Annotated in this window: 18 protein-coding genes; 8 read left to right on the top strand and 10 right to left on the bottom strand. The window is 62.9% G+C overall.

Annotated elements, in window-relative coordinates:
- Window position 1 precedes the first annotated feature (1 nt).
- From FJ964_RS02110 to FJ964_RS02135, 5 genes are all read left to right on the top strand, one after another.
- Window positions 2–784: an ABC transporter permease gene (locus FJ964_RS02110; protein WP_140548707.1), complete on the top strand. Its 783-nt coding sequence runs from the start codon at window positions 2–4 to the stop codon at window positions 782–784.
- Entirely contained in the window at window positions 781–1,845 is a 1,065-nt protein-coding gene (locus tag FJ964_RS02115) for an ABC transporter ATP-binding protein (RefSeq protein ID WP_140548709.1), read from the top strand. The genes FJ964_RS02110 and FJ964_RS02115 overlap by 4 nt, the downstream gene beginning before the upstream one ends.
- A gap of 2 nt (window positions 1,846–1,847) precedes the next feature.
- Window positions 1,848–2,609 carry an MBL fold metallo-hydrolase gene (locus FJ964_RS02120; RefSeq protein WP_140548711.1) on the top strand — a complete coding sequence of 254 codons (762 nt, stop codon included), beginning with the start codon at window positions 1,848–1,850 and terminating at the stop codon, window positions 2,607–2,609.
- Window positions 2,610–3,112: 503 nt separating this feature from the next.
- The gene (locus FJ964_RS02130; RefSeq protein WP_140548715.1) at window positions 3,113–3,886 is read left to right on the top strand and encodes an NAD kinase; all 774 of its coding nucleotides are present in this window, start codon (window positions 3,113–3,115) and stop codon (window positions 3,884–3,886) included.
- A 203-nt stretch (window positions 3,887–4,089) separates the two neighbouring features.
- A complete protein-coding gene (locus FJ964_RS02135) occupies window positions 4,090–5,673 on the top strand; it encodes a DEAD/DEAH box helicase (RefSeq protein ID WP_181172335.1) in 1,584 nt (527 codons plus the stop codon).
- A gap of 70 nt (window positions 5,674–5,743) precedes the next feature.
- Here FJ964_RS02135 and FJ964_RS02140 read toward each other — a convergent pair whose 3' ends face one another.
- Window positions 5,744–6,349 carry a hypothetical protein gene (locus FJ964_RS02140; protein WP_140549370.1) on the bottom strand — a complete coding sequence of 202 codons (606 nt, stop codon included), beginning with the start codon at window positions 6,347–6,349 and terminating at the stop codon, window positions 5,744–5,746.
- A gap of 337 nt (window positions 6,350–6,686) precedes the next feature.
- Between FJ964_RS02140 and FJ964_RS02145 the strand changes: the two genes are divergently transcribed.
- Window positions 6,687–7,241 carry an HXXEE domain-containing protein gene (locus tag FJ964_RS02145; protein ID WP_210243355.1) on the top strand — a complete coding sequence of 185 codons (555 nt, stop codon included), beginning with the start codon at window positions 6,687–6,689 and terminating at the stop codon, window positions 7,239–7,241.
- Window positions 7,242–7,371: 130 nt separating this feature from the next.
- Here FJ964_RS02145 and FJ964_RS02150 read toward each other — a convergent pair whose 3' ends face one another.
- The 7 genes from FJ964_RS02150 to FJ964_RS02180 all read right to left on the bottom strand — a co-directional run bounded on the left by FJ964_RS02150 (window position 7,372) and on the right by FJ964_RS02180 (window position 14,987).
- Window positions 7,372–8,022, bottom strand: a complete 651-nt coding sequence (locus FJ964_RS02150; protein WP_140548719.1) for an OmpA family protein — start codon at window positions 8,020–8,022, stop codon at window positions 7,372–7,374.
- A 152-nt stretch (window positions 8,023–8,174) separates the two neighbouring features.
- Window positions 8,175–8,543 carry a GFA family protein gene (locus FJ964_RS02155; RefSeq protein WP_140548721.1) on the bottom strand — a complete coding sequence of 123 codons (369 nt, stop codon included), beginning with the start codon at window positions 8,541–8,543 and terminating at the stop codon, window positions 8,175–8,177.
- A gap of 128 nt (window positions 8,544–8,671) precedes the next feature.
- Window positions 8,672–9,043: a hypothetical protein gene (locus FJ964_RS02160; RefSeq protein WP_140548723.1), complete on the bottom strand. Its 372-nt coding sequence runs from the start codon at window positions 9,041–9,043 to the stop codon at window positions 8,672–8,674.
- A gap of 308 nt (window positions 9,044–9,351) precedes the next feature.
- Window positions 9,352–9,771: a GFA family protein gene (locus FJ964_RS02165; RefSeq protein WP_140548725.1), complete on the bottom strand. Its 420-nt coding sequence runs from the start codon at window positions 9,769–9,771 to the stop codon at window positions 9,352–9,354.
- Between the two features lie 37 nt (window positions 9,772–9,808).
- Window positions 9,809–10,940, bottom strand: a protein-coding gene (prfB, locus tag FJ964_RS02170) for a peptide chain release factor 2 (protein ID WP_140548727.1) whose coding sequence is annotated in 2 segments (ribosomal slippage) — window positions 9,809–10,873 and window positions 10,875–10,940 — 1,131 coding nt in all. Because the reading frame shifts where the segments join, the coding sequence is not laid out codon by codon here.
- A 126-nt stretch (window positions 10,941–11,066) separates the two neighbouring features.
- Window positions 11,067–13,523, bottom strand: coding sequence for a penicillin-binding protein 1A (locus tag FJ964_RS02175; RefSeq protein ID WP_140548729.1), 2,457 nt, complete (start codon window positions 13,521–13,523; stop codon window positions 11,067–11,069).
- Between the two features lie 213 nt (window positions 13,524–13,736).
- On the bottom strand, window positions 13,737–14,987 hold the full coding sequence (locus FJ964_RS02180; RefSeq protein WP_140548731.1) for an N-acetylmuramoyl-L-alanine amidase: 1,251 nt from the start codon (window positions 14,985–14,987) through the stop codon (window positions 13,737–13,739).
- A gap of 650 nt (window positions 14,988–15,637) precedes the next feature.
- Here FJ964_RS02180 and FJ964_RS02185 point away from each other — a divergent pair.
- Window positions 15,638–18,586: a ribonuclease E/G gene (locus tag FJ964_RS02185; RefSeq protein ID WP_140548733.1), complete on the top strand. Its 2,949-nt coding sequence runs from the start codon at window positions 15,638–15,640 to the stop codon at window positions 18,584–18,586.
- A gap of 87 nt (window positions 18,587–18,673) precedes the next feature.
- Here FJ964_RS02185 and FJ964_RS02190 read toward each other — a convergent pair whose 3' ends face one another.
- The gene (locus FJ964_RS02190) at window positions 18,674–19,603 is read right to left on the bottom strand and encodes a glutaminase (protein ID WP_140548738.1); all 930 of its coding nucleotides are present in this window, start codon (window positions 19,601–19,603) and stop codon (window positions 18,674–18,676) included.
- Window positions 19,604–19,607: 4 nt separating this feature from the next.
- Window positions 19,608–20,756, bottom strand: a complete 1,149-nt coding sequence (locus FJ964_RS02195; RefSeq protein WP_140548740.1) for an aminotransferase class I/II-fold pyridoxal phosphate-dependent enzyme — start codon at window positions 20,754–20,756, stop codon at window positions 19,608–19,610.
- Window positions 20,757–20,902: 146 nt separating this feature from the next.
- Between FJ964_RS02195 and FJ964_RS02200 the strand changes: the two genes are divergently transcribed.
- Entirely contained in the window at window positions 20,903–22,294 is a 1,392-nt protein-coding gene (locus tag FJ964_RS02200; RefSeq protein ID WP_140522130.1) for a M48 family metalloprotease, read from the top strand.
- The last annotated feature ends 34 nt before the right edge of the window (window positions 22,295–22,328 follow it).

Genomic DNA, 22,328 nt, shown 5'->3' on the forward strand with positions numbered 1-22,328 from the left:
GATGCGCCGGATCGTCCGAATCGCTTCCTGTCTCTACGCGATCGCCATCTATGCCTTCATTTTCCTGCCGGTGGTCGTGCTCGTGCTGTTCTCGCTGCAGGCAACCTCCTTCCCCATCCCACCCTTCACCGGCCCGTCGCTGCGCTGGTACCAGGCCGTCCTGTCCGATACGCGGCTGACCTCGGCGCTGATGAACTCGCTGCTGGTGGCCGTCCTTTCGTCGCTCGCGGCCGTCACGCTTGGCTTCCTCAGCGCCTGGGCGTTCGCGCGCTTCGTGCTGCCGGGTTCGGCCCTGCTGCGGGGATTGATCACCCTGCCGCTGACCGTCAGCTATCTCATCATCGGCATGGGGCTGCTGGTGCTGTTCAACTGGGCCGGTGTGCCGAAATCGCTGATGGCCGCCGGCATCGGCCATGTCGTGATCAACCTGCCGCTCTGCTTCGCCATCGTCTACAGCCAGATGGGCGACCACCAGATCAATATCGAGCGCGCCGCGCGCGATCTCGGCGCGCCGGAATGGAAAGTGCTGCTCTTGATCACCGTGCCTGTGATGGCGCCGGCCATCTTCGCCGGCTTCTTCCTGTCGATGACCTTTTCTTGGGACGAATTCGTGATTTCCTTCCTGCTGACGCGCTTCGAAACCACGCTGCCGGTCGAAATCTGGAATCTCTTACGCTCCGGCCTCAACCCCAAGACCAACGCAGTCGGCTCGCTGGTGTTCGCCGTCTCCATCGTGCTGGTCGTGCTGTTCGAACTGACATTGCTGCGGAGAAAGCCGGGATGAGCGCGCCCCTGGTCGATATCCGCGGCGTCTCGCACCGTTTCGGCCAGTTGGCGGTGCTGAAAGACGTCTCGCTGGGGATCGAGCCCGGCAGCTATACCATCCTGCTCGGACCGTCGGGCTCCGGCAAGACGACGCTTTTGTCGATCTTGGGCGGCTTCGTCACACCGAGCGAAGGCAAGGTGTTCATACGCGGCGAGGACTGCACCGCGGTTCCGCCGGCGAAGCGCCCGACAACGACGGTGTTCCAGGATTATGCGCTGTTTCCGCATATGAGCGTCGGCGCCAATGTCGGATTCGGCCTACGTATGCAAGGCGTCGACGGCGCGACACGCGCCGCGAAAGCGCGCGAGGCGCTGGCGCTCGTCGGACTGGCTGCCGCCTTCGACAAGAAGCCGCACCAGCTTTCCGGCGGCCAGCGGCAGCGCGTGGCGCTGGCGCGCGCATTGGTGATCGAGCCGGCGGTGCTGCTGCTCGACGAGCCGCTCGGCGCGCTCGACCTCAAGCTGCGCCGGCAGATGCAGGATGAGCTGAAAGCGATTCAGAAGCGCGTCGGCACCGCCTTCATCCACGTCACCCACGACCAGGAAGAAGCTATGGCGCTGGCCGACCACTGTGTTGTCATGAATGATGGCCGCATCGAGGACGAAGGGCCGCCCGAGCGCGTCTATGCGCGCCCAAAGACACGCTTTTCGGCGACCTTCATGGGCGAGAGCACCATTCTTGGCGGAACGGTGATCGAGATCAAGGACAGGACAAGCACTGTCGCGACACAGGTCGGGCCGGTCTCGGCATCCGGAGCGTTGCCGGTGGGATCGGCGGTTGCCTTGGCCATCCGGCCGGAGCACCTTACCCTGGCCGCGACGTCAGGCACCACCAAGCTGGGAAAGGCGCAGGTCAGCGACGTCGTCTTCCAGGGCAGCTTCAAGCGCGTGCTCGCGGTCTCCGCTGAAGACGCCACGCTGCAATTCATCGCCAAACTGCCCGCGACGTCCGCCGTGCAACCGGGCGACACGGTCTCGGTTTCCTGCGATACAGACAAGATCATCCTGCTGACGGATTGAACATGGGCATGCTTGCGGTCGTCGACGCACCTGACTGGTACGAAACCATCCGTGTGGGCGACGGTGTCACGCTGATCCATGAGCCATGGATCAAACCATTCTTCCGCTGCAATATGTGGCATGTGCGCGGCCGCGACCGCGACCTGCTGTTCGATACCGGGCTTGGCCATTTCAGCCTCAGGCGCCATGTGCCGCTGGTCAGCGAGCGCAAGCTCACCTGCGTCGCCAGCCACACGCATTTCGATCATATAGGCTGCCACCATGAATTTCCCGAACGTTGCGTGCATGCGGCCGAGGCTGAAATCCTCGCCGATCCGCGCAACGAATGGACGGTGGCTGACCGCTACGCCAATGAAGAGATGTTCGATCGCCAGCCGGAAGGTTGGGACACGGCGCGCTATCGCATCGTGCCCGCCCCGGCGGACCGCCTGCTCGAACATGGCGACATCGTCGACCTCGGCGATCGCGCCTTCGAGGTGATCCACACGCCCGGCCATTCGCCAGGCGGCATCGCGCTGTACGAGAAGAAGACCGGCATCCTGCTTTCCGGCGACATCATCTATGACGGTCCGCTGATCGACGACGTCTACCATTCCGATATCGGTGATTATTTGGGGACGCTGTTTGCCATGCGCGACCTCGACGTCTCGGTCGTGCATGGCGGCCATTTCCCGAGTTTCGGCAAGGCGCGCTATCGCCAGCTGATCGACGAGTATCTGGCACAGAAACGCCAGGCCGGCTGCCATCTGCAACCACGCTCCTAGCAATCAGCTAGTTTTGATCTATAGCGCCCTTTGCGGACAAGGCGTTCCCACGGCGTCGCCGCAACGCGAGGCCGTGGGCAATGGCCTGAGGCTTGTTTCTTCCGAGTGGCGCACCAGTTCGGCGAAGACAAGCGCGAAGCTTCCCAGCACGATGGAGATGATGATCAGGCGTGTTACCAGCAATATGTTGGTCCCGGCTGGCGCGTGTCCCCGAAATCGGGCTCGACTCTCGAAGGATTCACGCACGATCAAAAGTGCCACAGCGTCTTTCGTATCCTGAAAGGCATAAAATCGCTGCGGGCGCCCCCACGCCACCCATGCCGGCTAACATGATCGATGCGGCTTTACGAGAGTTTAAGCCCGGCCTTAACCATCACATTGGCTCGTTCCCTGATATGATTCGCGACTGCCGGTTCGAAACCGCACGGCTGCGAGCTCTCTTTGCACACAGGCCCGCCCATGCTACCCCGGCCCAGCCGCCAACCGGTCATCGTCGGAGAGCCATGAGCAAAGCCGCCAACAGCATCGCCTTCGTCTCGTCCGGCACGCCTGACGCCAAAGCGGCGCTGGAAAGCCTGTCGGCGCGCTATGGCCAGCATTCGGTCGCGGACGCCGAGGTCGTCGTGGCGCTCGGCGGCGACGGTTTCCTGCTGCAAACTTTGCGCGATACGATGGGAACCGGCAAAAAGGTCTACGGCATGAACCGTGGCACCATCGGCTTCCTGATGAACGAATACCGTTCCGGAGGTCTCGCCGAGCGCATCGCGGCAGCGGTCGCCGAAACAATCCGCCCGCTGGAGATGCAGGCCGTTACCTCCGATGGCGAAACCGTCTCGGCGCTGGCCATCAATGAAGTGGCGCTATGGCGCCAGTCCTATCAGACGGCCAAGATCCGCATCACCATAGACGACCAGGTACGGCTCGAGGAACTGAATTGCGACGGCGTGATGATCGCCACGCCAGCCGGTTCCACCGCCTACAATCTTTCGGCGCATGGGCCCATCCTTCCGCTCGACGCGCCGCTGCTGGCGCTTACCCCCGTCAGCCCGTTTCGCCCGCGCCGCTGGCGCGGCGCTTTGCTTTCCAACAAGGCGACCGTGCGCTTCGACATATTGGAGGCGGAAAAGCGGCCGGTGAACGCCGCCGCCGACCATACGGAAGTCAAGGCCGTGGCTTCCGTGACGGTGCGGGAATCAGCGACGGCGACCGCAACTTTGCTGTTCGATCCCAATCACTCGTGGAACGAACGCATACTGGCGGAACAGTTCCGTTATTGAGCCGATATTGAGCCGGCGCGCGGATAAGCGGCCGGATCAGACATAGCAATTAAGGTTACGACTTCACAATCGAGCCATTCCCGGCCGTTTGTGTTGACAAATCGCGGGCTTGCGCCTAGTTGCAGTGATGATCTTGCGGGCGCGCGGCGCCTGCCGCGACGGATGCCGTTGCGCTTCCCCGAACAGCCAAAGACAGCCAGAACTTGTCCTCAGACACCCAGACCGCTCAAGAAGCGTTGACTTTCGCGGACCTCGGCCTATCGCCGAAGGTCCTTTCCGCAGTCACCGATGCCGGCTACCTCAAGCCGACGCCGATCCAGGCCGGCGCCATTCCGCACGCCCTTCTGGGCAAGGACGTGCTGGGCATAGCGCAGACCGGTACCGGCAAGACGGCCTCCTTCGTGCTGCCGATGCTGACACGACTGGAAAAGGGCCGCGCCCGCGCCCGCATGCCGCGCACGCTAATCCTGGAGCCGACCCGCGAGCTTGCGGCGCAGGTCGAGGAAAACTTCATAAAATACGGCAAGAACCACAAGCTCAACATCGCACTGTTGATCGGCGGCGTGTCGTTCGACGAACAGGACAAGAAACTGGAGCGTGGCGCCGACGTGCTCATCGCGACGCCCGGCCGCATGCTCGACCACCGCGAGCGCGGCAAGCTCTTGCTCAACGGCGTCGAGATCCTCGTCATCGACGAAGCCGACCGCATGCTCGACATGGGCTTCATTCCCGACATCGAGCGCATCTGCGAGATGATCCCCTTCACCCGGCAGACGCTTTTCTTCTCGGCGACGATGCCGCCCGAGATCACCAAGCTCACCGAAAAATTCCTGCACGCGCCTGTGCGCGTCGAGGTTTCAAAGGCTGCCTCCGCCGCCACCAACATCATCCAGCGGCTGGTGAAGTCCGGTTCCAAACCCTGGGACAAGCGCGAGACGCTGCGCAACCTGATCAAGGCCGAGGATGCGGAGCTGAAGAACGCCATCATCTTCTGCAACCGCAAGATTGAGGTGTCGGAGCTGTTCCGCTCGCTGCTGAAATATGATTTCGACGCCGGCGCGCTGCATGGCGACATGGACCAGCGCGCACGCATGCAGATGCTGGCCAATTTCCGTGACGGCAAGCTTCGGTATCTGGTCGCCTCCGACGTGGCGGCGCGCGGCCTCGACATTCCAGACGTCAGCCACGTCTTCAACTATGACGTTCCGATCCACGCCGAGGATTACGTCCACCGCATCGGCCGTACCGGCCGCGCCGGGCGCTCCGGAAAATCCTTTACCATCGCGACCAAGTCCGACACCAAGTACATCGACGCCATCGAACGGCTGATCGGCACCAAGATCGAATGGCATGACGGTGACCTGTCGACGGTGGTGGTCAGCGAAGGCGAGGACGAAGCTCCGCGCCGTGGCCGCGGTGCGCCGCGCCGCGCCGGCCGCAAGGACGACGACCGCCAGGATAGGGGCGAGCGCAAGAGAGGCGGACGCCAGGCCAAGCACAGCGAAGACGCGGCACCGGAAACCGTGCGCGAGGAACAGCCGGTCGTGGCCGAAGAAACGGTCGCCGACATCGGTGAGCGGCGCACGCGCAAGGACGCTATCCGCTCGGAAAATTCCGGGCGCAAGGGCTCCGCGGCGCGCAGCGAGCAGCGTGCACCGGAGCGCGGCGACACCAGGCCTCAGCGAGATGACCGTCGCCCTGCCCGCAACCGAGACGACGAAAACGACGGCACCGTCGGCTTCGGCGACGACATGCCGGCCTTCATGCGTATCGTCGCCAAGGGCTGACCGACGACTAGTTCCAGGCAAGACGGCCATCCGGCTTGCCCTCCCGGCAAGCTCCTGGCCGGGCTGGCCGTTACATCGGCCCAGGCATCATCTTGGTCGGCTTCTCCAACATCGGAAACTCGGCCTTGTTGCATTTCACGTTCGGGTTCGTCGGACTGAACATGCCGTTCGGATTATCACCCAGCCAGGCGTGAAGATCGTAGTGGACGAACTCCCTCGGGATGAGCGGATAGTGTCCCTCCATCGGACCCATGAAGGTTTGGCCAAACAGCTTCGGCGGCTCTTTGAGGTCCGGCGTCAGCGGCACCAGCCATTCCGCCCCGACCAGGCGCAGACCGTTTTTCGTCGGCTCATAGATCAGCACATTGGGGTGCATCGGGTCGAGTTTCTGGCCGACACTTGGGACGTTGACGAAATGGATGCCCATGGCGCCTTTCGGGTAATACATCGCTCCGGATATCTTTTCTCCGCTATAGTAGACGCAGCCGACCGTCGACAGATAAAGGTCGCGGACGGCGGCGGTGTAGTCCTCATATTTGGCGAGCGACTTTTTCAAGGCGTCGATGTCAGCTTTATTCGCGTCCTCGGCCCGAGCCGCCGCGACGCCCAACCATGCGCTCACAAGACTTGTTAAAGCGAGGACGCCGCAGCGCCCAAGGCCGGCTGTTCTTGTCATGCATTCCTCCCAGATTTTTCTGATCTGGCCGTGCAAGACCGAGGCTGAAAAATGCTTATTGCGCGGCCGGGTGTACCGCCTCATCCCCTCCGGAACAGCGACGATGCTATTCCTTTCCATGGCTGCGGGAAAGCGGTTATTTAGGACTAGCTAATTCTCTGGCACGCCAATCTCAATCTGAGAGCGGCCGGTCGCGGCCGGCGAAGCTGTTGCCGTAATCGCCGAGCCATGCGACCGTTGGCTTCGGCGACGACACACCGGCCTTCATGCGCATCGTTGCCAAGGCCTGATATCGTCGTGTGTTGCAAGGACGCACGGCGTCGCCGAAGATGGCGTGATGAAGCGTCTGGTGGAAGATTGGGTCTATGGTGGCGTGCTTGCCGGCCTCACTCTGTGCGTGGTGGCGATCGGGCTGGCCGCTCGATTAAAGACAGCCGAACTCGCCGTCTTCCTGCTGATCCCGATTTACATGCTCCACCAATACGAGGAGCATGCGGACGACCGGTTCCGGCTTTTTGTCAACAAGATGCTCGGCGGCGGGGCGCCGCTGCTTACGCGTTTCGATGTCTTTGTGATCAACGTACCGGGTGTATGGGGCATCTACTCCCTGGTTTTCACCCTCGCTGTCACGGTCAATGCCGGGATAGGGCTGATCGCCGCCTACACCACCCTGATCAACGCTTTCGTTCACATCGCGCAGGCAATCAGGATGCGCAGCTATAACCCGGGGCTCATCACCGCAATTGTCTTGTTCTTACCCACATCCATCTGGTCGATCCTGACGCTTTCCGGTTCGGGAACGGGCTTCCATGTCCTTGGATTTGCGGTCGGGCTGCTCATTCATGGACTGATCGTTGCCCATGTCGTCCGGCGGCAGCGCCTGATCCAATGAATGACGGTCGATAAGCCGACCCCACCGCAACATTATAGAAGAACCCGGGGCCGCAGGCCTCACCATCGGTCGCATTTTGCAAACAAAACGGCCCCTTGCGAGGCCGTTTTTGCATTCTGATCGATGCTGCTCAGGTGAGCGGCGAAAGCTGGATCTCGACGCGGCGGTTTTGGGCGCGGCCCTCGGCCGTGGCATTGGACGCGATCGGACGGGTCTTGCCGAAGCCGGTGACGGCGAAGCGGCGCGAATCGACGCCCTGGCCGGCCAGGTAGTTGGCGACCGCCAGCGCACGGCGCTGCGACAGATCGAAATTGTGCTCGTCGCCGCCGGTCGAATCGGTATGACCGAACACGTCGACCGTGGTCTGCTTGAACTTCTTCAGCACCAGCGCGACCGAATTCAGCACCTGGTAGAAGCTGGGCTTCACCGCGTCCTGATCGACGTTGAAGGTGATATCGGACGGCATATTGAGGATGATCTGGTCGCCGGAGCGGGTTACGCTGACGCCTGTGCCCTCCAACTGCCGGCGCAGTTCGGCTTCGTTCTGGTCCATGGTGGCGCCGATGGCGCCGCCGGCCAGCGCGCCGATGCCGGCGCCGATCAGCGCGTTGCGGCGATCATTGCCGCCGGCAAGCAGGCCAAGGCTGGCGCCGGCCAGAGCGCCGAGGCCGGCACCGGCCGCGGTGTTGGAAATCTTCTGGTCGCCGGTATACGGATCGGTGGTGGTGCAGGCGCTCACCAGCACAGCCGTCGCCACGACGACGAGCACGGTCTTCTTCATAGATTGTCCCTCTCCAAGTCACGCCTTGCGGTGGCGCCAAATCAGCCCTTCGCGCGACTTGTACCATGAAATGCGGCGAAAAACGGAACGGGAAAAGCGCCGGCCATGGCTTTTCCCCCGGGCACAAATTTCCCGATTGGGCATCCGAGAATCTACCAGAGATTCTTGCCGTCGATGACCACCACTTCCACCTTGTCCAGATCGAAATCGTCAAACAGCCGCGAGTTGACGCTGATTTTGGGATTGTCGAAATCCGGCTCTCCGCTCGACCAGTCCGGTGTTTCGGTGAAGGTCCCGCAGCCGCAGGTGTCGCAAAAGCCGTGCTTAACGGTCTTCGATCCCCACAGATAGAAGGAAACATTCTTCTGCGGCGTGAGGAGCTTGAACTGCGCCGGAGTGTAGTAGGCCCAGAGCGAACCGCGCTTCGAACAGAACGAACAGGTGCACTGCGTCAGCGTCTGCGGTGCTTGCGAAACCTCGAATATCGTCGCCTTGCAGTGGCAGCTTCCCTTGATGGTCATGAACGTCACCTCTCCCTTGTCCGCCGCCCGCAGGCAGCGCAACACAAAGGAGCCGTCCTGGCAACCGTCCTTCAGCAGGCGGCCCGCCGCCCATCGCCCCGGGCCGGTCGCCGCTGCGTCTCTCCGGCTCAGTAGGAGCGCGGCGGCACGAACAGGCAGATCGTCTTACCGGCGTCGAGACCCGCTTGATGCGCGCACCAGTGGAATTCGCCGTCCGGGCTGTCCTTCACACGCTTGTCGGTCATCGGGACAACTTCCCCTGTCCCGGCGATCACATAACCCTCGGGTTTTTCCAAAACCTCGCCTGTATGGGCCGTGCGGCAGTCGTAATTGGCACAGCATGCGAACGGATAGCTCCAACCCAGCGGCTTCGCCGCTGTAGGCTTGGCATCGTGGGCGAAGGCAGACGCCATCGGCAACGCAATCGCTCCGATTGCAAGCAGGCAGAGCATGAGTCGGCCCACCGCGGCCCGAGCCGATCTTGATGGGGCAGCAGACATGGAAGCGCTCCTTTCGACGAGCATCAAGCGTTTCGCTTGCCCGTTCCTGAAACGTGTCTTCCCAGCGGCCGGATCGTCAGCGGGTAGTTCTGCCGCGCCCGGCCATAGATGCTTTTGTCTCCCCTCGACCATGGATGGTGAGCCGATTTGTGAGTCGGCGCAAGAAACCACTGCATGCCGACGTCGCAGGCTGAATGCCGCGCATCGGCAACAGAAAACAGGCGCCGTCTCTCGAGTGGATAGGCAGGCACAGCCATGCCCAGAAGACGGGATCGCAGATAACGAGATTCAGCGAGAGAAGTTCCGGCCTATTCGCCGGCAGGTCCTGCGATCACGTGTTCGTCATACTGCGGCAGGTCGTCGTTGATCGTATACCACCGCGCCTTGGAACCGACGAAGATATGCTCGGTCGGACGGATGCTCGGGTCGTCGACGAGCGTTCCCATCGCGACATGGACGAAGGCGCCCTCACGCACGACCGAATAGAGCAGCGAACCGCACCGCTTGCAGTGCGCGTCATGGCCGTTGTCGTCGCCGAAGACCAGCAACATGTCGTGGCCCTTGGTCAGGAAAAACTTGGCGCGTTCGATGCCCGCGAAGGGCTTGAAAGCCGAACCTGTCGTGCGCCGGCAGTTCGAGCAATGGCAATTCGCCGCGTACAGGAACTCGTCAGCGACCGCATAGTGCATCGCGCCGCAGAAGCACTTTCCAACAAGCTTGCGAGCCATCATCCAATCCAAATGTGTGGCACTGTAGGTGCCGGCCCTAATCCAGGTCCGCCACTGCTTCTCCAGAACCACCCTCGATGCGTTGCGACAGCGAGGCTTCCATGAAGTCATCGAGGTCGCCGTCGAGCACGCTCGACGGGCTGGTGCTTTCGACGCCAGTACGCAGATCCTTCACCAGCTGATAGGGCTGCAGCACGTAGGAGCGGATCTGGTGACCCCAGCCAATGTCGCTCTTCGATGCTTCGGTGGCGTTGGCGACGGCTTCGCGCTTTTTCAGCTCTTCCTCGTAAAGCCGCGAGCGCAGCATCTCCCAGGCCTTTGCCCGATTTTTGTGCTGCGAGCGTTCGGCCTGGCAGGCGACCGCGATGCCGGTGGCGAGATGGGTAATGCGCACCGCCGAATCGGTGGTGTTGACGTGCTGGCCGCCTGAACCGGACGAACGATAGGTGTCGATGCGCACGTCGGATTCGGAAACGTCGATCTCGATCGTATCGTCGATGACAGGATAGACCCAGACGCTGGCGAAGGATGTGTGCCGGCGCGCGTTGCTGTCATAGGGTGAAATGCGCACCAGGCGATGGACGCCGGACTCCGTCTTCAGCCAGCCATAGGCATTGTGGCCCTTGATCAGCAGCGTCGCGGACTTGATGCCGGCCTCTTCGCCGTCATGCACTTCCAGCACCTCTACCTTGAAGCGGCGGCGCTCGGCCCAGCGCGTGTACATGCGCAGCAACATCGAGGCCCAGTCCTGGCTTTCGGTGCCGCCGGCGCCTGCGTGGATTTCGAGATAGGTGTCGTTGGCGTCGGCTTCGCCCGACAGCAGCGTCTCGACCTGGCGGGCCTTCGCCTCGCCTTGCATCGAGCGGATCGCGGCCTCAGCCTCGGCAACGACGCTCTCGTCGCCCTCTTCCTCGCCGAGTTCGATCAGGCCGATATTGTCTTCAAGCGCCTGGGTCAGGCCCCTGACCGCCGCGATGCCTTCTTCGAGGCCCTGGCGCTCGCGCATCAGCTTCTGCGCTTCCAGCGGTTCGTTCCAGAGGCTGGCGTCCTCGGCGCGGACATTCAGGTATTCAAGCCGCTTTATGGCCTGATCCCAGTCAAAGATGCCTCCTCAGCAGGGTAATCGCCTGCCTGATCTCGTCGACAATATTCTGCGTTTCCGCGCGCATGGCCTGGTGTTTTATCCTGTTGCTGAAAGTGACGCCTGGTCGGCGCGATACATAGGGACGGCGCCGCCGCCTGTAAAGCAAATTGGACCGGCCCGGGGCCGGCCCAACCCTGCATTTTCATCCCCGTCAGTAGAGACCGCCGCCGCCCGACTGGATGGCCTGGTTGGCCTGAGGCGACAGCGCGCCGCCGGAGGCATTGGACCCGTCGGCGCCCATGCCGATCACCCAATAGCTGTCGGCTGGACCGGTGCCCGGCTTGAAGGCTTCGATGATGGTACCGGGATCGCCCGAATTGGCCCGCATGCCTGTCTTGCGGTTGATGGCGACCAGATTCATGCCTTCGGGAACCTTGAAGTCGACATTGGGCGTGCCATCCAGCGCCACGCGCATGAAATCCTTGAAGATAGGGGCGGCGAGGCCGCCGCCGGTGGCGCCATGGCCAAGGCCGCGCGGCGTGTCGTAGCCCATATAGAGGCCGACGACGAGGTTCGGCGTGTAGCCGATGAACCAGGCGTCCTTTTCGTCGTTGGTGGTGCCGGTCTTGCCGGCGATGTGGCGTCCGAGCTCGGCGATGGTGGCGCCGGTGCCGCGCTGGACGACGCCTTCCATCATCGACGTGATCTGGTAGGCGGTCATCGGATCGAGCACCTGTTCGGAATTATCGACAAGCTCGGGTTCCGGCTGGTTCTGCCATTCGGCCGCGTTGCAGCCCTCGCAGCCACGTTCGTCCTGCTTGAAGACGGTCTTGCCGTAGCGGTCCTGGATACGGTCGATCAGTGTCGGCTTGATCGACTTGCCGCCATTGGCCATGATCGAATAGGCCGAAACCATGCGCATCACCGTCGTCTCGCCGGAACCCAGCGCCATCGGCAAATACGGCGCCAGATGGTCATAGACGCCGAAGCGCTCGGCATATTCGACGACCAGCTTCATGCCCATGTCGTTGGCGAGGCGCACAGTCATCAGATTGCGCGACTTTTCGATGCCGGAGCGCAGGGTTGCCGGACCGGCAACCGTGCCGTCGTAGTTCTTCGGCGTCCAGGTCGTGTTGCCGCTCTGGATGGTGATCGGCCCGTCCATGATCACAGATGCCGGCGTATAGCCGTTGTCGAGCGCCGCGGAATAGACGATCGGCTTGAACGAAGAGCCGGGCTGGCGCATGGCTTGGGTGGCGCGGTTGAACTCCGACTGCGCGTAGGAGAAGCCGCCGACCATGGCCAGCACGCGGCCGGTGTGCGGATCCATGGCGATCAGGCCGCCTTCCACTTCGGGGACCTGGCGCAGGCTGTAGGCGTCGTCGGAGCCTTCGTTCTTCTGGACGAAGATGACGTCGCCCGGCTTCAGCACATCGGCCGGCGACTTGGCCCTGACCGTCTTGCCGCCGACCACATGGCGCATGGCAAAGCCCATGTCTTCCTTGCTGACGGTGCCTTCGACGCGCTCCTTGACGATGTCGCCCGACGCCTGGCGTGCCGGCTGCAAGCCAATCGACAGGCCGGATGCCGAACTGTCGAGCACGACTGCGAGCTTCCATTCGGGAACGTCTTCCAGCCCCTTCACATTGCCCAGCGGCACACCCCAGTCGCCGGACACGTCGATCGTCTTTAGCGGCCCGCGGTAGCCGCGCAGCGTGTCGTATTTGATCAAGCCGTTCTGCATCGCCTTGCGGGCGATGAGCTGGATCTTCGGGTCGAGCGTGGTGCGGACGGACAGGCCGCCTTCATAAAGCGCGTTCTCGCCGTAGCGGGCGATGATCTGGCGGCGCACCTCCTCGGTGAAGTATTCGCCGGCGAACAGATAGGTGCCGTTGCGGCGCGGCGTGACGCCGAGGGGCTCCGCCTTGGCCTTGTCGCCCTCCTCGCGCGTGACGTAGCCGTTCTCGACCATCTGGTCGATGACCCAGTTGCGGCGCTCAAGCGCGCGGTCGGCATGCTTGAAGGGGTGATAATTGTTCGGCCCCTTGGGCAGCGAGGCCAGATAGGCGGCCTCGGCCACGGTCAGTTCGTTCACCGACTTGTCGAAATAGGTGAGCGCGGCACCCGCAACGCCATAGGCGCCGAAACCGAAGAAGATTTCGTTGAGGTAAAGTTCGAGAATGCGGTCCTTGGAATAGGCCTGCTCGATGCGGAAGGCGAGGATCATTTCCTTGATCTTGCGCTCGTAGGTCTGGTCCGAGGTCAGCAGAAAATTCTTCGCCACCTGCTGGGTGATCGTCGAGGCGCCAACCTGACGCCTGCCCGAGCCGAAATTCTGCAGGTTGACGATGATGGCGCGGCCGAGGCCGGTCACATCAATGCCGGGGTGATTGTAGAAGTTCTTGTCCTCGGCCGACAGGAAGGCCGCTTTGACGCGGTCGGGGATGGCCTGGATCGGCAGGTACAAGCGCCGCTCGCGCGCGTACTCGGCCATCAGCGCGCCGTCCGAGGCATGGATGCGGGTCGTCACCGGCGGCTCGTATTTGGCCAGCACCTCGTAGTCGGGCAGATCCTTCGACAAATGGCCGATATAGATGGCAACGCCCGCCGCGACCAGCAGGGCCAGCGTCGTGCCGATGCCGAAGAAATAGCCAATGAGACGAATCATGCCCGCTCCAGTCCTTGGTTCGGGAATTTCCTAGACGAAGCCGCCTTCCGCGCAAGCTTTCGAGCCGGTCCCAACCCGTAATCGAAAACCCATGTCGCCGCCATGTGGGCAAAATACGGCAAGGCCGGATTTCGTGGCCGAAAGCAGCAAATAAAAGCGTCGGGTGTTGTCGTTGCGCAACGCTGCCTGTGGTTGCAGGCGTCGTCAGGCATTTCAGCCCCCGGTTCCCGTTCCGGCACGCGCGGAAGCGAACAGGGCGACGGCGTTGGTGATGCTTTGCGCCGCCTTGCCGCGCCAGTCGGCGTTGAGCAGCTGCGCCTCGTCCTTGGCGTTCGAGAGATAGCCGAGTTCGACCAGCACGGACGGGACGTCAGGCGCTTTCAGCACCTTGAATCCCGCGGAGCGCTGCGGATTGTTGATGAGGCCGACACTGGTGGACAGTTGGCCAACCAGCGTGTGGGCGAAACTCATCGAGAAGGTGTGAGTCTCGCGGCGGATCAGGTCGATCAGGATATCGGTAACTTCCTTGTTGTCGTCCTTGATCTCCATGCCGGCGAACTGGTCGGAGAGATTTTCACGATCGGCAAGCGCCTGTGCTTCCGGATCCGAAGCCTTGTCGGAAACGGTATAGACGGTCGCGCCCCGGATACCCTTGAGGCTGATGGTGTCGGCATGGATGGAGATGAGCAGGTCGGCCTCATGCTGACGGGCGATGCGCACGCGGTCGTCCAGCCGCAAATATTCGTCGGTGTCGCGCGTCATGAAGACATCGTATCTGCCGACGGCGGCGAGCTTGTCGCGCAGTTCCGTGGCGAAAGCCAGCGTGACGTTCTTTTCGACTGTGCCGTTCAGGCCCTCGGCACCGCCATCGACGCCGCCATGGCCCGGATCGATGACGACGGTGAAGCGATGGCCCGGATTGGAGACCGGCCCGGTGCCGACCCGCCCGCCCTTGTCGGTCGAAACCGTGGAACCGGTGGTCAGCGCCTGATTGGCAAGGGCAGTGTCGAACTCGCGTTCGGAGGCCGCCGACATGTCGATGGCGATGCGGTAGCCCGCGCCGTCCTCGTTCTTGAGAACATCGAGCTTGTCGACCGCGAACGGCCCCTTGCCGGTGAGAACCAGCCGCGACACGCCTGCCTCCAACTCACCCAGGCGCACGCCCTTGACCAGCCCGCGAGGCTTCAAATCCTTGGCATTGATGGCCAATCTGGTATTCGCCAGATCGATGACCAAACGATTGGGCCCGCGCAAGAGGAACCATTTGACGTCGGGCTCACGGTCGAAATTCATGACGATGCGCATCTTGGTGGCATCGCCCGCCATCTTGTAACCGGTTGCCGTGAGCGGGGCATCGGCGGCGTTGGCGACCAACGAAATGGTCATCGACAGCAGGAGGCAGAAGATCGCGAGCAAACGGCCGCCGGCACGACTGCCCTTGTCTGTGAAGCCTGCCAATCCCATCTCTTTGCAGTCGCTCCCGGTTTGGCGCCAAGGCGCCCGGTCATGTAGTCGAAGTGCCGGTTAGGCCGCGAACTCGATTAACGATTGGTATCCAGAGAAGGTTAACCAAGCCTTTTCACGCGAGGCCCGGACCCATGCTTCCGTGCCGGAACCGCTTTTGCCGGCGTCGGAAATCGGGGTTGCCTTCCAACCCGCCAAATCATAAAAGCGATAGTGGATCACTGCAATCCTGGAACCGCCCTCCTCCGCAGCTTCCCGCTACAGGTGAGACGAAAGGCGGCTCCTTTCGCTCCATGCGAGAAGGGTTCAGGTGATCGCGACGAATTTCGCAGGTGTGCGCCCGTGGCGGGGGAATCGCCTGCGTGAGGAAAACGGCCGGGTTTGTCCCGCGCCGGCTCTGTATGAGCAAACAAGCTGGTCCGGTTTCCGGGCTTTGGTTCAAAAGGTTCTGCTGGTGACGATGGCTTCAAGCGCAATCATGGAAAGGTCCGCATCAAACCGCGCCAATATGGCTGCGGGCGGCACCGCCATGGCGCGCAGGCACCGTCCGGCGGACATTCAGACATCCGGCACCCACATTCATCCAGACACACAGCAGCGGCCTTTGCGCCGCAAGCTGCGGCTGACGGCTGCCGGGGGGAAACGAAATAATGCCCAACAAAATGCTGATAGACGCCTCCCACCCGGAGGAAACACGCGTTGTCGTCGTACGCGGTAATCGTATCGAAGAATTCGACTTTGAATCACAGGACAAGAAGCAGCTCAAAGGAAACATCTATCTCGCCCGCGTAACGCGCGTCGAACCCTCCCTTCAGGCAGCCTTTGTCGAATATGGCGGCAACCGTCACGGTTTCCTCGCCTTCAGTGAAATACACCCCGACTACTACCAGATCCCCGTCGCCGACCGTCAGGCGCTGCTGCGTGCTGAAGCGCAGGAAGACGAGGACGAGGACGATGAGGACGGCGAAGGCGACGACCGCCAGAGCCGCGATCGCGGCCGGCGCGGGCGCCGGCGCGGCGGCAAGGGCCGCGACCGCGCAGAACACAAGCGCGATGCGGGCGGGGCAGATGCCGACGAGGCAACCGAAACGGCCAGCGAGGCAGGCGACGCCGACAATGGCAACGACGCCGTCTCGGAGAACGCTTCCCACGGTTCGGAAACCATCGAACATGCGGCCGATATCTCGGAACAGGCCGCGGATGCATCCAATCGTGGCGAAGCCTCCCCCGAGCAGAGCGAGGAATCTTCTGGACAGAACGAAGGCGAGACCCGCGAGGGCGGTCCGACGTCGATCGCCGCCTCCGTCGACGCCGAAGTGATTTCCGAACCTGTCCCGCAGACGGAACAGGGCAGTGAATCCAGCGACGATGATCGCGGCATGCTGGAAGAGGTTCAGTCTTCGCATCCGGACGATCACGAGGTCGAATCGGTCGGCGCCGAGGATGCCCTGGAGGAAGCGCGCAACCGCCGTAAGCCGATGCGCCGCCAGTACAAGATCCAGGAAGTGATCAAACGCCGCCAGATCCTGCTGGTGCAGGTCGTCAAGGAAGAGCGCGGCAACAAGGGCGCAGCGCTCACCACCTATCTGTCGCTTGCCGGCCGCTATTCCGTGCTGATGCCGAACACGGCGCGCGGCGGCGGAATTTCGCGCAAGATCACCAGTGCTGTCGACCGCAAGCGCCTCAAGGAAGTGGTCGCCGATCTCGAAGTGCCGCAAGGCATGGGCGTCATCCTGCGCACCGCAGGCGAGAGCCGCACCAAGGCAGAGATCAAGCGCGATTATGAATATCTGATGCGGCTTTGGGAGAACGTGCGCAATCTCACGCTCCAGTCCACCGCCCCTGCCCTCGTCTACGAGGAAGGCAGCCTGATCAAGCGTTCGGTGCGCGACCTCTATAACAAGGACATCGATGAGATCCTCGTCTCCGGCGAAGAGGGCTACCGCGAGGCCAAGGACTTCATGCGCATGCTGATGCCGAGCCACGCCAAGGTGGTTCAGCCGTTCCGCGATACGACCCCGATCTTCGTGCGCAACGGCATAGAGGCGCAGCTTGACCGCATGCTGCAGCCGCAAGTGACGCTGAAGAGCGGCGGCTACATCATCATCAACCAGACCGAGGCGCTGGTCGCCATCGACGTCAATTCGGGCCGCTCGACCAAGGAGCACTCGATCGAGGACACCGCGCTCCACACCAATCTGGAAGCAGCGGAGGAAGTCGCCCGCCAGCTGAGGCTGCGCGACCTTGCCGGCCTGATCGTCATCGACTTCATCGACATGGAGGAGAACCGCAACAACCGCGCCGTCGAGAAGCGGTTGAAGGATCACCTCAAGAACGACCGCGCGCGCATCCAGGTCGGCCGCATCTCGCATTTTGGCCTGATGGAGATGTCGCGCCAGCGCATCCGCGCCAGCGTGCTGGAATCGACCATGAAGCCTTGCCCGCATTGCGGCGGCACCGGCCATGTGCGCTCCGATTCGTCTGTCGCACTGATGGTGGTCAGGGCGATCGAGGAGTTCCTGCTCAAGGATTCGCGCAGCCACATCACGGTTCGCACGCCCGCGGCGACCGCGCTCTATGTGCTCAACCACAAGCGCGGCACGCTGGTGGAACTGGAAAGCCGCTTCGGCCTGACCATCACGCTTGAGGCCGACGACACGGTCGGTTCGCAGCATTATGCGATCTTCCGCGGCGCGCTGGCCGAAAAGCCGGAAGGCTTCGTCGAAGCGCGCACCCTGCCGGCCTATGTCGAACCGGAAGAGCCCGAGGATGAGACCATCGCCGAGGAGGAAGACGAGGCACCGGCCCAGGCCGAGCAGCCGCGTCAGCCGCAGCAAGGTCAGCACCAGCAGAGGCCCGGCGAAGAGGGCGAAGGCCGCGACCGCAAGCGCCGCAAGCGTCGCAGACGCCGCGGCGGCAAGGATCGCGATCGTGAACATGGCCACACCGACGGTGCTTCCGTGTCCGCGCAGGCCGACGATTTGTCCACGTCGGAAAGCCCAGTGAGTCGTGACGAGGCGCAAGCCGGCGACGAGGCTCCGGTCTCCGCAGCCGGAACGGCCGAAACGGCGGAAGCATCCGACGAGGGCCAGGGCAAGAAGCGTCGCCGCGGCAAACGCGGTGGCAAGCGCAACCGGCGCGAGGACGGCGAAGGCGAGGCCGAGGCGAGCGTCGATGAAGCGACCGAGCCTTCCGGGGTCGATGCTTCCGAAAGCGAGCCTGCGATCGAGCCGGCAGCAATCGCCGCTGTCGAAGAGCCGATGGCTCCGGTAAGCGACGAGGCGACGACCGCCGAGAAGCCCAAGAAGCCGCGGCGTGCAGCCAAGCCGAAGAAGGCAGCCGTCGAGGCTGTCGCCGAGGAGCCGACTGCTGAACTGGCCGTTCCGGCACCCGCCGAGACGCCAGCCACGGCATCGGACGAGGCAGCGGCAGCGACGGCCGAGGACACACCGAAGGCCCGTCCGTCGCGACGCAAGCCGGCGGCCATCGATGCTCCGGTCGTGCCGGTGGTTTCCTCGACCGTCGCCGAAGAGCCGGAAACCAAGACCGAAGAGAAGCCGAAGCGCGCCGGCTGGTGGCAGCGGAAAGGCTTCTTCTAGGATTTCAGCCCTTCGAACTGATTTTCTGAATAAAAGAATCCCGCGCGGTCGAAAGACGGCGCGGGATTTTTCATATCTGCCGGAACGTTACGGCGCGAAGATCGACCAGTTCATCATCCTGGCGAGCTTTTCCAGAGCGATCGAGCCCAACTTGGAATTGCCGTTGGCGTTGAGGCCGGGCGACCAGACGGCGAGCGAGGCGACGCCGGGCACGATGCCCAATATGCCGCCGCCGACGCCGCTCTTGCCCGGAATGCCGACGCGGAAGGCAAAATCACCGGAGCCGTCATAGTGGCCGCAGGTCAGCATCATGGCGCCGATGCGGCGTGCCCGCTCGGCCGACACCACGGAATGTCCGGTCGCCGGATTTTTGCCGCCATTGGCGAGGAACCGGCCGGCCATCGCCAGTTGCCGGCAGCTCATGGCGATGGCGCAATGGTGGAAATAGACGCCGAGCGCCAGCTCCGGCGCATGATGAAGATTGCCGAAGGATTTCATGTAATTGGCGAGCGCGAAGTTGCGGTAGCCGGTGGCGCGCTCCGAGGCCGCGACCTCGCGGTCGATGATGATGGCCTCGTCGTCGGCGAGGAACTGGACGAAGCGCAGGATCTCGCCGATCGCCTCGCGCGGCTGATGGCCGGCAAGCAGGATGTCGGAAATGACGATGGCGCCGGCATTGATGAATGGATTGCGCGGAATGCCGTTCTCATGCTCGAGCTGCACGATCGAGTTGAACGGGTTGCCCGAGGGTTCGCGCCCTACCCTTTTCCACAGCGCGTCGCCGACATTGCCCAGTGCCAGCGTCAAGGTGAACACTTTCGAGATGCTCTGGATCGAAAAGGGCTGGTCGGCGTCGCCCGCCATCAGCACACGGCCGTCATTGGTGACGGCTGCGATGCCGAATTTCTTGGGATCAACCTTGCCGAGTTGCGGGATATAGGTGGCGACCTCGCCGCGATCGGTGCGTTCGGCCATTTCGGCCGCGACTTCGGCCAGGGCCTGCTCGAGTTCCGGCATGGATCTATCCCAGCCAGCGTTCGATGCGCGCCAATGCCTCGACCATGTCGTCATGGCTGCCGGCATAGGAGAACCGCATGGTGCGGTGCCCGGCCTGGGTGTCGAAATCACGGCCGGGTGTGGCCGCGACATGCGCCTCGGCCAGCATCTTGCGGGCGAAAGCCATGCTGTCATTGCTGTGCCGGGTGACGTCGCAAAAGGCATAGAAGGCGCCATCCATCGGTGCGGCCAGCGGAAAGCCGAGTTCCGGCAGACGTGTCATCAGGAGCTCGCGGTTCCAGGCATAGCGACCCTTGACCGCCTCCAGCTCCTCGGTAGCGGCAAAGGCCTCGATTGCGGCGACCTGCGACAGTTCCGGCGGCGAGATGTAGAGGCTCTGCGCAATGCGCTCGATGGGCCGCACCAGCGCTTCAGGCAGCACCATCCAGCCGATGCGCCAGCCGGTCATGCAATAATATTTCGAGAAGGAGTTGATCGCCGAGACACCGGTGCCAAAGGCGAGTGCGGTGGTGTCGGGCGCCGCATAGGCCAGCCGATGGTAGATCTCGTCGGAGATGACGGCAATGCCAAGCGCCTCCGCCGTCCGGACCAGGTCCGCGAGATCATCGGCCGGGATGACCGCGCCGGTCGGGTTGGCCGGACTTGCGAACAGCACGCCCTTCAGCGGCTTTTCGCGATGGGCGGTCTCCAGGTGAGCGGCATGAAGATAGGCCGCATCGCCGAGCTCGATCTCGATCACTTCGATGCCGAGCGCCGCCATGATGTTGCGATAGGCAGGGTAGCCCGGCGCTGCGATGGCGACGCGGTCACCAGGATCGAACATTGCCAGGAAAGCGAGATTGAAGGCGGCCGAGGATCCCGTGGTGACCGCGATCCGGTCGGGCGCGACATCAAGCCCGTAGTGATCCCCATAGTGTTCGGCGATCGCCTTGCGCAATCCAGCCAGGCCCAGCGCATCGGTATAGCCAATGCGCCCGTCCTGCAAAGCCCTGGCCGCCGCGGCACGAACGCGGGCCGGAGCCGGATCGGACGGCTGGCCGACGGCCATGGAAATGACCGGCGCGCCCGTCGCTCTCAGCCGGTTCGCCTCGGCCAGCACATCCATGGCGTGGAAGGGTTCGACATTGCCACGGCGTGAGAGCGAAACGACCATTTTGACCTCGATCCGACGATTGAGCGCGCCACATCCTGGCGCATGCGCCGCACAAATGCCCGATTGGTGTGAGGATCACAAGTTGAGGAAGTTTTTCCGGTGCCGACTTTTCATCTTTCGCCCGCTCGTCTACCAGTGGATACGTCATGTTGAGCCGACCCAAATCGATGGTTGCCCGGGCAGCGCGCGTCGTTGCGACGCTTTCGCTTGGCGTCGCCGTCGCGGTGTCTGGTTCCATCAGCGCCTTCGCCCAGAACGTGCCGGTGGTGCGCGATGCCGAGATCGAGGCGCTGGTGCGCGACTACGCCCGCCCGATCTTCAAGGCCGCCGGTCTGGCGAATGACGGCATCGACATCGTCCTGGTCAACGACCAGAGCTTCAATGCCTTCGTCACCGGACGCCGGCTGTTCATCAACACGGGCGCCTTGATGGAAGCCGAAACGCCCAACGAGATCATCGGCGTCATCGCCCACGAGGCCGGCCACATCGCCGGCGGCCACCAGCAGAAACTGCGTGACCAGCTCGAGCGCGCCAAGACGATGGCCATCATCGCAACCTTGCTGGGCGCCGGGGCCATGGTCGCCGGAGCGACCACCAACAGCCGCGGACTTGCCGGCGCCGGCGTGGGCGTGGCGGCTGGCGGCGGCGAGATGGCGCAGCGCAGCATTCTCGCCTATCAGCGCACAGAGGAGATGACGGCCGACCGCTCGGCGATCACCTATCTCAACGCCACCGGCCAGTCCGGCATGGGCATGCTGAAGACGTTTCAGCGCTTTCAGACGGCCTTGTCGCTGTCGGGCGCGCAGGTCGATCCCTACCGGATCAGCCATCCGATGCCGCGCGACCGAATCTCCAACCTCGAAGTGCTGGTCAAGCAGAGCCCGTATCTCGACAAGGTCGATGCACCGGCTCTGCAATTGCGCCACGACATGATGCGGGTGAAGATCGCTGTCTACATGGAAGGCCAGGCCGCCGCGTCGCGGCTGATGCGAAAGATGCAGGGCAGCCTTGCCGCGCAGTATGGCGAGGCCCAATCGGCCTATCTTTTCGGCAACATCGCCACCGCACTCGCCAAGACCAACGCCTTGATCAAGGCCCAGCCCGGCAACGCCTATTTCCAGGAATTGCGCGGCGATATATTGATGAAGGCGAACAAGCCCAAGGAAGCTGCCGATGCCTACGCCAAGGCAGTCAGCCTCGACAAGGCGCGATCCGGATTGCTGCCGGTTTCGCTCGGTCAGGCGTTGATGGCGACGGGCACTCCCGACGCTCTGAAAAAGGCCGTGGTGCAGATCAACAACGGCTTGCGACGCGACAAGGAAAATTCCGTGGGATACCGCTATCTGGCGCAGGCCTATGGCGAATTGGGAGACATACCGGGCGCCGAGCTTGCCACGGCCGAGGGTCATTTCTATTCCGGTAACTACAAGGATGCGAAGATCTTCGCCATGCGAGCGCAGCAGCAACTCAAACGCGGCGAGCCGCGATGGATTCGCGCCCAGGACATCATAAACTACAAGCCGTCGGGCAAGGTATAATGAACCTTCCGGCCGTGCGCTGCGACGCAGCCAG

Source organism: Mesorhizobium sp. B2-3-2 (assembly GCF_006442295.1).
GTDB lineage: Bacteria > Pseudomonadota > Alphaproteobacteria > Rhizobiales > Rhizobiaceae > Mesorhizobium.